Consider the following 10,480-nt stretch of genomic DNA (forward strand, 5'->3'; position numbering starts at 1 on the left):
GCTTCGCCGTCACTCACCCGAGGTAGGAGCCGAGTGCGGGAATCCCGCTCGCTCGGATCTGTCCGGGGGGCGCTCGGCAACGGGCGTCCCTACCGGGAAAGGCCTGAACAGCTGTTTCATTGGCAGGATAGGCCTCCGGGCAGTGCGTGTCGGCTGGCCGCGGTCGCGACGACACGGCATGATCTTCAGTCCGTGGGTGTGTCGCTGTTCTTCATGGTCGGAAGATAAAGCGCTGCCAGACGCTCCAGGAAGGGAAGTTGGCCACCAATGATCTTCCGGCGGGCGTCGGAAAGGGCAAACCATTCGGCACGATCAATTTCGGGGAACGATTGCGGGCGTCCGCTTCCAGGCGGCCATTCGATTTCGAACAGATTGCTGCGCAGGGAGGACGTGTCGAATACGCCTTCGAGCGCGAAGCCGGTGACGTGTTTTCCGCCCTTCTGGCGCAGTTCGCCCAACGGCTGCAACTTGCCCTCGGGGACATGGCCCATTTCCTCGGCGAATTCACGTCGAGCGGCTGTTTCGACCGGTTCATCCTCCAGATATTCGCCTTTGGGAATGGACCATGCTCCTTCGTCACGCTTGCGCCAGAAAGGACCGCCGGGATGAACGAGCAACACGAGGACATCGCTCTCCATCTTTTTGTACATCGGTATGCCGGCGCTCTTCTTCATCGACGATCTCTCATGCGGGTGGAGGCTCTCATTTAAGACGCCTCTTGGTTCGCCCCTCAAACGGCGATCTCAAAATCGGCTTTGACTCACGTCAATGTCCCTTAGCCCACCTCATTCTAGCATTTTCCGTGCAACCGACAGCATGAAAGAGCGGCAATCATTGGAGAATCAATATGAAAGCTCTCGTTTACTTGGGTCCGGGGCAAAAAGTGCTCGAGGAGCGCCCAATGCCTGAGATCAGCACGGCAACTGATGCCATTGTCAGGGTCACCCGCACGACCATTTGTGGCACGGACCTTCATATCCTTAAGGGTGACGTGCCCACTTGCACTCCAGGTCGAATTCTTGGGCATGAGGGTGTCGGAATCGTGGAGGAAACGGGCGCTGCCATCACGCAGTTCAAAAAGGGCGATCATGTCCTGATTTCCTGCATTTCATCGTGTGGGAAATGTGAATATTGCCGGAGAGGAATGTATTCCCATTGCACCACCGGCGGTTGGATTCTCGGCAACACGATCGATGGAACGCAGGCTGAGTACGTTCGCATCCCTCATGCCGATACCAGCCTCTATCCTATTCCGCAGGGCGCCGACGAGGAGGCGCTGGTCATGCTGAGCGACATCCTGCCGACAGGTTTTGAGTGCGGCATTCTCAACGGCAAGGTGCAACCAGGCGGGACCGTCGCCATCGTCGGTGCTGGGCCAGTGGGGTTGGCGGCGCTTCTGACGGCACAATTCTACTCACCGGCAGAGATCATCATGATCGATCTCGATGACCACCGGCTTGAGGTCGCCAAGCAATTCGGCGCCACCAAGACCGTCAATGGCAGCGGCGAGGCGGCTGCGCAGCAGGTGATGGTAATGACGCAGGGTCGCGGCGTCGACGCCGCGATTGAGGCCGTCGGCATTCCGGAGACGTTCCAGGTCTGCCAGGATATCGTCGCGCCGGGTGGGACGATTGCCAATGTCGGCGTGCACGGCGCAAAGGCCGATCTGCATCTCGAGCGGCTTTGGTCTCAGAACATCGCGATCACGACTCGCTTGGTGGATACGGTCACGACGCCAATGCTTCTGAAGACGGTGCAATCAGGAAAGATCAACCCGAAACAACTCATTACTCACCGCTTTGGGCTGGATCAGATCCTCGAAGCCTATGAGACGTTCGGCAACGCCGCCGGCACGCAGGCGCTCAAGGTAATCATTGAAGCCCAAACATAAATAATAGGAGATCTGACAATTTGGCTGAAACATTGGCCGAGGGATACAAGAGCCCTTTGCATTTTGCTGTTTCCGGCCATCAAAGTTTCTCTCAAGGGGAGAAAAATCTCGAATGACGCTTCGAATGACGGCGAGATTTGCGCTCGGCAGATGATCTTCATCAATGATGGGATGGTCCGACCCGCGAATAGTGTGCGCAGTGCCGGGTTGGTTCGCGACGCAGGCGGTGCCCATTCAATGCGTTCTTCGGGAGCCGGTTCTTGTACAAATCCCATGTCGCTCTTCTTTTCGCCGGTTGCGATCCTGAGCCTGAATGCACGATGTCGCGACGGCCTCGTCATCGTCCTCGCAGCGATCTTCTCCCTCATCGTCGTCGTCGAGCGCCTGCTCGGCGTGCCTGTCGCAGGATCCATAGGCCTTTTGTCGCCGCTGCGGTCCTCTACCAGTTTTTGGTGACATCGCTCGGCATCTTGATTGCCACCGTTTCGACCTCGATGGCGCAGTTCGGACTGATTGTGATGCCGGTTCTTATCATCATGAACCTTTTGTCCGGAAGCACGACACCCATGGAGAGCATGCCTGTCTGGCTGCAGAATGTGATGCAGCTTTCGCCAACGACACATTTCGTAGCTTTATTGCAGGCCGTGCTTTATCGGGGCGCCTGATTTGCAATCATCTGGCCGCAAATGCTGGCGCTCTTCGTGATCGGTGCGGCATTCTCTGCCATGGCCACGTTGCGTTTTCGCAAATCACTTCTCAGCGGCCGATGACGTGTCTGGCGGGGGATTTTGGCAGCCCAGATTGCTTGCGCGGTCGCTCATCACTATTGTCACAAAATGGATATCATCGAAGCGTTTCAGCGTCTCAGCCTCGCTCTTGCCATCGGCATCCTAGTCGGGGTTGAGCGCGGTTGGCAGGAGCGCGAGACGGCGCCTGGTAAAAGAACTGCAGGTATTCGCACGTTCGGCCTGTCCGGCTTTCTCGGCGGTTTGTCGGGTTTCCTGCAAGTCAAGCTCGGACCGGTCCTGCCGACCGCCGTTTTCGTCGTGTTCGGCATCGCGTTTATCGTCTTCAGCCGATACGAGGCAGAGCGGGAAAACGATTACAGCGTCACCAGCGTCATAGCGGCTCTTGCCGTCTTCGTCCTTGGGCTCGTTGCGACAGTTTCCGACATGACGGTCGCCGCGGCCGGCGGCGTCGCGGTGACCGTCCTATTGGCTGCTCGTCACAGTTTGCATGGGTTCCTGCGAAACCTGACTTGGCTTGAACTAAGGGCTGCACTCGTGCTGCTTGCCATGACGCTCGTTGCGCTGCCGCTTCTTCCCGATAGAACAATCGATCCCTGGAATGCCATCAATCCATTCCGGCTTTGGCTGCTGACGATCATGATTGCCGCTATCTCCTATGTCGGTTATCTGGCGGTCCGCATTGCCGGCCCGAAACACGGCATCCTCTTTAGCGGCGCTGCGGGCGGATTCATTTCGTCGACCGCTGTCACCTTGTCCTTTGCGCGCTTATCGTCCGAAAGCGATCAGGCGACCCAGAGCCTCGTTGCCGGCGCGTCGATCGCTGGAGCAATGTCTATCGGCCGGGCAATGGTCATCAGCGGCATATTGGCGCCTGCGCTCGTTCCTCAACTGGCTCCCACATTCGTTCCCGTTATTCTTGTCTTTATTTGCGCGACTGTCCTGATGCTCAGGGGAGCGAAAGCAGACGACCAAGCAACGGACATTAATCCGGACAATCCGTTCGAATTGCTGACGGTTCTACGCTTCGGAGCATTCCTCGGCGTCATAAGTTTTATTTCGAAATTCACGATTGACCAGTTCGGGCTGTCGATGATCTTTGTCGTCGCGCTGCTGTCGGGGCTTGCCGATCTTGATGCTATCACTCTTTCGACGGCGCGCATGGCGGGCTCGGCGCTGACAACAGAGGTTGCGACGATCGCGATCTCTCTGGCCGCAGCCGCCAATCTGACAATGAAGATGATGCTGGCTATCTTGTTTGGAAGTCGCGCCTATGCCACGGCATTGAGCCTCACAACCCTGACGGCGCTCGTCGCAGCCGTCGCTGCCTATTTCGGGTACAGCGCGTTGGCCTGAGTGCCGGTTAAGAGTAGGCTCCGGGACATTGCGATCTCCCCTGGAAACGGCCGACATCGAGCTCAATTGATGGAAATCAATGCAGCCTTACTTCCTCGGCTTAGACCCCGGTATAGAATGTCCCGACATCTCTTGTCGCATTTATCCCAAAGGACCGAGATGCTGCGCATTTGGCAAAACTCGGCTCTTGCTCCTGATATCCATGACTCAAGGAAGGATCACCATGTTTCGCGAGCGTATAAGAAACAAGGATCTGCTCCAGCGCATTGTCAGTGCGGACGAGGCCGCCCTGCTGATCAAGGACGGAATGACCGTTGGCATGAGCGGTTTTACGCGAGCGGGCGAGGCAAAGGCCGTGCCCTTGGCACTTGCCAAGCGCGCTAAGGACGAGCCACTAAAGATCACGCTGATGACCGGCGCATCCTTGGGCAACAATCTCGACAAGGCCCTGGTCGAAGCGCACGTGCTCGCCCGTCGTTTACCCTTTCAGTCCGATCCAGTTCTGCGAGACGCGATCAATGCGGGCGAAGTCATGTTCATCGATCAGCATCTGTCCGAAACGGTGGAACTTCTTCGCAGCGGTCAGATTTCCCCGGTCGATATCGCCGTGATCGAGGCGACGGCCATTACCGAGGAAGGCGGGATCATTCCGACAACATCGGTCGGCAATTCGGCAAGCTTCGCGATCCTGGCGGAAAAGGTGATCGTCGAAATCAACATGTTGCAGCCACAGGAATTGGAAGGGCTGCACGATATTTATATCCCGACGCGGCGACCAAGCCGCGAAGCAATTCCCGTCATGGCACCCGACAGCCGCATCGGCGTCCCATTCATTCCGGTTCACCCTGATAAGATCGCGGCAGTTGTCGTCACGCAAAGCAATGACAGTTCTTCGACCATTCAGCCGCCGGATACCGAAACGCAGGCGATCGCCGGACATCTGGCTGAGTTCCTGACGCACGAGGTCAAGCTCGGGCGCTTAAGCCAAAGCCTGCTACCGCTTCAGGCCGGCATCGGGACGATCGCAAATGCCGTACTCCACGGTTTCATCGATACACCGTTTCACGATTTGACGATGTATTCCGAAGTTCTCCAGGATTCGACCTTCGATCTGATCGACGCCGGAAAGCTCACATTTGCATCCGGTTCCTCGATGACCCTTTCCGCCGACAAATACCGCAGGATCATTCCCGATATCGCAGCATATAAGTCGCGGCTGATCCTGCGCCCGCAGGAAATCAGCAATCATCCGGAAGTCATTCGTCGCCTCGGGATTATCGGAATAAACACTGCGCTGGAGTTCGACATCTACGGCAACGTCAACTCGACCCATGTCGGTGGAACGCACATGATGAACGGTATTGGCGGCTCCGGCGATTTCGCCCGCAACGCCTATATGTCCATCTTCGTCACGAAGTCGACGGCAAAGAACGGCGCGATTTCAAGGGTCGTGCCCATGGTCAGTCACGTGGACCATACCGAACACGATGTCGATATATTGGTGACGGAAATCGGGCTGGCTGACCTTCGTGGTCTCGCGCCGCGTGAACGTGCCACCACAGTCATCGCTAATTGTGTGCATCCAGCCTACCGCGAAGCCTTGTCCGACTACCACAAAAGAGCCCTTGCACGTGGTGGACAAACGCCACACCTCATCGAGGAAGCGCTCAAATGGCACACTTCATTGCGCGAGACGGGACGTATGCTGGCTTAGCCGAACATATCCAAGATATTTTATGACCATGCTCACCGTATTTCACATATGAGGCCCGCCTTTTCAGCGGGAACTCTGCGAGGCGGTAATGCCGTTCTTTGCTGCGGAGAGCGGGGCTCGGACACGGGCGATGATCGCAGCATGGATCAAAGTCACCAATAGGCTGGACAGTTTGTTCGCGCACTCCCGGCAATTGCGTCGGGAGGAGATCACGAATGAGATCGTCGAACTGGCGAGGCGAGCGGGGCCGAGAGCCAGTCGAGCCGGTGAACTGGCCTCCGTTTTCCCGTGGCTCTCATGAATCTACGTGCCGGCCGGAAAACGACTTCAGCCGGTGGCATCACGGCCACCGATGGCGATGGCGCCGATTTTTGCTGAACTGTGAATCAGATCGTATTTTACCTGCGTCACTTTCAGATCACGATACCAGTTGATGAGGTCGCCCCACGGGTCGTTTATTTTCGACAAGCCCGATACGAAGGCGACCACCGTCCCGACTTCGGTTTTCCCGGTGACCACATAGTAGCCGCCCAGGGCGAAGATGCCGACATATCCCATCTGCGTCATCAGGTTCATCATGAAATTCATCGCGAACTTGATCTTGTAAATGCTCATATTGATCCGGAAAACATCCTGGATGCGAGACCTCTGCAAGCCGTCTGTATCAAGTGCGCGTCCCGACTGAACGATGTCTTCGCTGATATTGCGCATGATGCCGATTCTTTTCTGTACGCGTCTATTGATGGCCGCCTGCATAAAGGGGACGAAGCCGCTTTGCGGAAGAAAGATCGTGGCGATGATGACGGTCATAAGTGGCTGTAGGTAGACGAGATAGCCGCAAACTGCCGCCAATAGACCGATTTGCAGCAACGGTTCCGATATGCTCGTTCCCACGAAGCCGCCCACGGGATCGGCTTCGGCCAGGATGATGGAGAGCTGCACTCCTTCGGTTGTAGACGCCTCGTTTTCTGTCAGTTGCGTATCGGACGCCTCGAACACCCGTTGGCGCAGCCAGCGCACCGCGGCCTCCCCGATCCAACTGCGATAGATGTTGAGCACAAGCTTCAATAGCCCTTCGGTAAGGGCCAATGCCATATACGCCAGGACTAGAAACGCGATTGTGCGATAGGAGCCTCTCTCGGTTGCCGTGTTGACAATCCGCCGCTGGATGTCCAGCGGAATTGTGCCGGCGAGGAAGAGCAATATCGACAAAACCGCGGCGCCCAGCTGGTGCCATCCCGAGGCGCGAAAGACGAAACTGTATAGTTTTTGCGGCAGCATGCTTTCCTCGAGCAGGGCGCGATGCGGATCAGGACAACAGGCGAGAATTTCTAAGAAGCGCGCCGGTCGCTGGCCGCCGCTTACCTTCCGCTTTTCTTGCCTGCGCTATCTGGAGTTTACTCCTCCTCGCGCCCTTTTTGCGCCTGGAGGGCCTTATCGAATTGTCGAATTCTGGATTGTCGTTAGCCGTTGATCGTCGGCGAGCGGCTTGATGCATAGAATGCCGAAGACGCTCGCGATCATGAAGATCAATAGGACCAACAGTCATTATTTGCACGAACGCCCTCCTGAATAGCGACGCAACCATCGCTTCGACGTGGCCAGTCTTCCACGTTCGTGCAGTGAATGCGTTGATGAGTGTCAATCCCAATAAATTAGCGCCAGGATGGATCATCTGGTGTACGCCGGCTTTACGCAGGCAAGCAGAACAAATGTGGGAGTGAAACCGGTTGGGTGAGACGGAAGAGCGATCTCTAGTGCCATCCCACCCACCGGCCCCCCCTTAAGCGAAGGGAGATTACTCCGCCTTATTGGGTTCAGTCGGAGCCGGCATGGCGACACCAAGATACGGGTCGATCCATGCGATCTGATCGGAGACATATTTCACGCCGGGCACGTTTTCCGCGGCGACTTTGGCGGCAAGGCGCTCGCGCTCGTCGAAAATGGTTCCGGACAACTCCGCAACGCCATTGATGACTTTGACCTTGATAAAGCCGTTTCGGCTCCAGCTCTGCTGCGCCAGGTCTGCAACGATCGCGTCCTGGATTTCCTCATCCTTGGCGAGTGTCGCCTGGGTCGGCAGGAAAAGGGTCAAGGCACGCAACAAATCCGAGCGGCAAACGATCCCGATGACTTTGCCTTCCGAGACCACGGGCAGGCGTTTGATCCCATATTCCTCCATCGTGTCGACAGCATCCTCGACCATGCTGCCAGGGAAAATAGTGCGGACCTCCGGCGTCATCACCTGATCGACGCTCCGGCCGTGCGAACGAACATATTCATCGGCGATCTTGCCGGGGCTGGTGAAAAACTCGAGGAGCCACGATCGCTTGCGTTCGGTACTGAGTTCGCCGCGACGAAGGAAATCGCCTTCGCTGACAATGCCGACAAGTTTTCCCCCGGCATCGACAACGGGGAGACCGCTGATGCGGTGATCGAGCATGATCTTCGCCGCCTGGGCGACAGGCGTTTTGGGGCCAACGGTTATGGCCGGTGCGGTCATGATCGCTTGAATGAGCATTCTCGTCTCCTGGGTACTGATCCGGCGTGCGGTGTCTGAGAGGACTTTGCCTCTTTTGATGCATGAGGCTTAACAAGCCAGGCACCGTCGCGCTTTGATCGTCGTCAATTTGCGGGCTTTGTTTGACGCGCATTAAAATAGCCCGGTCTTGATCCCGATCAAAGACGGGGCTTTACTCGCTTGAAACAATTGACAGCGACACAAGAGGTTGTTGGAGGCAACAACAAAACTCGGCCTTCGTCATGAAAGCTATGATTCTTCGACAGATCGGGACCCCCTTGGCATTTGTCGAGCGTGATGATCCCGTGCCCGGCTTCGGTGAACTGAGGATAAAGGTGGAGGCGTGCGCCGTCTGCCGCACCGACCTGCATGTCGTGGACGGCGATCTCAAAGATCCCAAGCTTCCGCTCGTTCCGGGCCACGAGATCGTCGGTATTGTCGATGCTGTCGGCGAAAGCGTCGACACCGCGAGGCTTGGGCGCCGCGTCGGCGTTCCATGGCTTGGTCACACCTGCGGAACATGCTTTTATTGCCAGACGAAGGCGGAGAACCTCTGCGACCGGCCGCAGTTCACCGGCTATAGCCGCGATGGCGGTTTTGCCTCCTATGTTGTGGCAGACGCAGCCTTTGCCTTTGATCTCGCAAGGGATTCCGATCCTGTATCCCTTGCGCCACTTCTGTGCGCCGGATTGATTGGCTGGCGCGCGCTCAAAAAGGCCGGCGATGGCAGACGCATCGGTCTCTTTGGCTTCGGCGCCGCCGCACATATCCTCACTCAGATATGCGTTTGGCAAGGCCGGGACGTCTACGCGTTCACGCGAGCCGGCGATCGTGCTGCGCAGCAATTCGCACGCGATCTTGGAGCGGTATGGGCCGGTGGTTCAGATGAGAACCCGCCGGTTCCGCTTGATTCAGCGATCATATTCGCACCCGTGGGTGATTTGGTGCCGACCGCGCTCACGGCGGTTCGCAAGGGCGGCGTGGTCGTGTGTGGCGGAATTCACATGAGCGATATTCCTTCCATGCCCTATGCTGTTTTGTGGGGCGAACGCGAACTTGTTTCGGTCGCCAATTTGACGCGTGAAGACGCCCTCGAGTTCTTCCCGATGGCCAGCCGTGCTGCGGTGCGTACACACACGAAGGTCTATCCGCTGCGGCAGGCCAATGAGGCGATCGCCGATCTTCGTGCGGGCCGTCTCATCGGAGCGGCAGTATTGGTCCCCGAGGCAAGCTAGAACATGTACCGGCCACAGCCCACTCATTTGGGGGCAATCGAGCTATTCGTCTTCTTCCAGCGCAGCGATAAAGTTCACAAGCGTCTTCAGCGACTGCTTATAACTCACGAGCTGGCGAATTTGAGACGCATATGGATGGTTACCCTCCGGGTTCGATTCAGGCAAACCAGGATGAGACCGCTGCAAAGCCTCTATCAGTTCTTGATAGATGCTGGCTTGCTCCCTCAGGAATTTATGGCGCTCCGGGTCTTTCATGTCTTTCCAAGTCCCAGCACACAAGCTGGTTTCAAAAACCGATTACTCAAACTCATATGCATCATCGCTGAAATTTATTGGAGCGGCCTTGAACTATGTCAAATTTGACGGATGACGAAGCTCTGCCGGTCGATAAAAAATTGCGAAACTGACTTCCGTAAGCGCAGGTGCGCCGTTATGATTGCAATCATTAGTAAGGCGCAGCGATGATCACCTTGACTTAGCGCAGGGCACACTCCCGTCTGCAGCAGCCGCGCCGTCTTCGGTTGTAATTCACAGTTGCGAGAAACGGTGCATGCAAGATTTCATAGCGCGCCAGAATATTGAGCGGTTTCGAACGCTGCTGAATAAGGTATGCGACGAAGAGGAACGGCGAACGCTTTGCCAGCTCTTGGAAGCGGAAGAAAAGAAGCTGGCGGATTCTAAGGCCGCTGTGGCCGGGAAAGGGCCTAACGATCAAACCTGAGCCAGTGGGCAAACAGGCGTAGTTGCGGGCCAACAAGGGTTAGAACAGTTCGCTTGCAATCTTACTGAATCTATGTATATCGTTCCAAAATGGAGAGATTTGTGAGCATAGGCGAAGCGGCGGAAGTTTTGGGCGTGTCGATCACGACATTGCGCCGATGGGAAGCCGAAGGCCGTCTGGTGGCTGAACATACGCCAGGTGGTCATCGCCGTTACGATCTTGCCAAGCTGCGGCCTGAACGGTTCCGTTCCGCTCAAGACGCCGCCGGCAAGACCATCGCTTACGCTCGTGTGTCC

Annotated in this window: 12 protein-coding genes; 8 read left to right on the top strand and 4 right to left on the bottom strand. The window is 56.7% G+C overall.

The genetic code is table 11. From position 1 onward, the window contains the following. Positions 1–185 precede the first annotated feature (185 nt). Positions 186–674, bottom strand: coding sequence for an NUDIX hydrolase (locus PY650_RS35235; RefSeq protein ID WP_285884686.1), 489 nt, complete (start codon positions 672–674; stop codon positions 186–188). Positions 675–847: 173 nt separating this feature from the next. Here PY650_RS35235 and PY650_RS35240 point away from each other — a divergent pair, with 173 nt between their 5' ends. From PY650_RS35240 to scpC, 5 genes are all read left to right on the top strand, one after another. Further along, positions 848–1,891 (top strand): zinc-dependent alcohol dehydrogenase family protein, encoded by a 1,044-nt coding sequence (locus PY650_RS35240; RefSeq protein WP_285884688.1) that lies wholly within the window; start codon positions 848–850, stop codon positions 1,889–1,891. A gap of 273 nt (positions 1,892–2,164) precedes the next feature. Continuing rightward, positions 2,165–2,347, top strand: coding sequence for a hypothetical protein (locus tag PY650_RS37580; protein WP_432761622.1), 183 nt, complete (start codon positions 2,165–2,167; stop codon positions 2,345–2,347). After that, positions 2,344–2,556: an ABC transporter permease gene (locus PY650_RS37585; protein ID WP_432761623.1), complete on the top strand. Its 213-nt coding sequence runs from the start codon at positions 2,344–2,346 to the stop codon at positions 2,554–2,556. The genes PY650_RS37580 and PY650_RS37585 overlap by 4 nt, the downstream gene beginning before the upstream one ends. 171 nt (positions 2,557–2,727) lie before the next feature. Beyond that, on the top strand, positions 2,728–3,993 hold the full coding sequence (locus PY650_RS35250; protein WP_285884690.1) for an MgtC/SapB family protein: 1,266 nt from the start codon (positions 2,728–2,730) through the stop codon (positions 3,991–3,993). Positions 3,994–4,216: 223 nt separating this feature from the next. Continuing rightward, positions 4,217–5,707 (top strand): succinyl-CoA:acetate CoA-transferase ScpC, encoded by a 1,491-nt coding sequence (gene scpC, locus PY650_RS35255; RefSeq protein WP_285884692.1) that lies wholly within the window; start codon positions 4,217–4,219, stop codon positions 5,705–5,707. Positions 5,708–6,034: 327 nt separating this feature from the next. Here the strand turns inward: scpC and PY650_RS35260 are convergent, their stop codons facing one another. Then, positions 6,035–6,988, bottom strand: coding sequence for an ABC transporter transmembrane domain-containing protein (locus PY650_RS35260; protein WP_285884693.1), 954 nt, complete (start codon positions 6,986–6,988; stop codon positions 6,035–6,037). Between the two features lie 517 nt (positions 6,989–7,505). Next, on the bottom strand, positions 7,506–8,228 hold the full coding sequence (locus tag PY650_RS35265) for a CBS domain-containing protein (RefSeq protein ID WP_285884695.1): 723 nt from the start codon (positions 8,226–8,228) through the stop codon (positions 7,506–7,508). A gap of 242 nt (positions 8,229–8,470) precedes the next feature. Here PY650_RS35265 and PY650_RS35270 point away from each other — a divergent pair, with 242 nt between their 5' ends. Beyond that, entirely contained in the window at positions 8,471–9,463 is a 993-nt protein-coding gene (locus PY650_RS35270) for a zinc-dependent alcohol dehydrogenase family protein (protein WP_285884697.1), read from the top strand. A 42-nt stretch (positions 9,464–9,505) separates the two neighbouring features. Here the strand turns inward: PY650_RS35270 and PY650_RS35275 are convergent, their stop codons facing one another. Beyond that, positions 9,506–9,718 carry a hypothetical protein gene (locus PY650_RS35275; RefSeq protein ID WP_285884698.1) on the bottom strand — a complete coding sequence of 71 codons (213 nt, stop codon included), beginning with the start codon at positions 9,716–9,718 and terminating at the stop codon, positions 9,506–9,508. Positions 9,719–10,013: 295 nt separating this feature from the next. On the opposite strand from PY650_RS35275, the gene PY650_RS35280 reads away from it, so the two are divergent. Next, positions 10,014–10,184 (top strand): hypothetical protein, encoded by a 171-nt coding sequence (locus PY650_RS35280; RefSeq protein ID WP_285884699.1) that lies wholly within the window; start codon positions 10,014–10,016, stop codon positions 10,182–10,184. Positions 10,185–10,273: 89 nt separating this feature from the next. After that, on the top strand, positions 10,274–10,480 hold a 207-nt coding region (locus PY650_RS35285), incomplete at its 3' end, for a MerR family DNA-binding transcriptional regulator (protein WP_432761624.1).

The sequence above is a fragment of the Martinezella calliandrae genome (assembly GCF_030272695.1).
GTDB classification, from domain to species: Bacteria; Pseudomonadota; Alphaproteobacteria; order Rhizobiales; family Rhizobiaceae; genus Rhizobium; species Rhizobium calliandrae.

Coding starts and splice junctions, on each gene's coding strand:
- PY650_RS35280 (WP_285884699.1), top strand. CDS start 10,014: ATGCAAGATTTCATAGCGCGCCAGAATATTGAGCGGTTTCGAACGCTG.
- PY650_RS37580 (WP_432761622.1), top strand. CDS start 2,165: ATGTCGCTCTTCTTTTCGCCGGTTGCGATCCTGAGCCTGAATGCACGA.
- PY650_RS35250 (WP_285884690.1), top strand. CDS start 2,728: ATGGATATCATCGAAGCGTTTCAGCGTCTCAGCCTCGCTCTTGCCATC.
- PY650_RS35270 (WP_285884697.1), top strand. CDS start 8,471: ATGAAAGCTATGATTCTTCGACAGATCGGGACCCCCTTGGCATTTGTC.
- PY650_RS35275 (WP_285884698.1), bottom strand. CDS start 9,718: ATGAAAGACCCGGAGCGCCATAAATTCCTGAGGGAGCAAGCCAGCATC.
- scpC (WP_285884692.1), top strand. CDS start 4,217: ATGTTTCGCGAGCGTATAAGAAACAAGGATCTGCTCCAGCGCATTGTC.
- PY650_RS35240 (WP_285884688.1), top strand. CDS start 848: ATGAAAGCTCTCGTTTACTTGGGTCCGGGGCAAAAAGTGCTCGAGGAG.
- PY650_RS35260 (WP_285884693.1), bottom strand. CDS start 6,988: ATGCTGCCGCAAAAACTATACAGTTTCGTCTTTCGCGCCTCGGGATGG.
- PY650_RS35265 (WP_285884695.1), bottom strand. CDS start 8,228: ATGCTCATTCAAGCGATCATGACCGCACCGGCCATAACCGTTGGCCCC.
- PY650_RS35235 (WP_285884686.1), bottom strand. CDS start 674: ATGAAGAAGAGCGCCGGCATACCGATGTACAAAAAGATGGAGAGCGAT.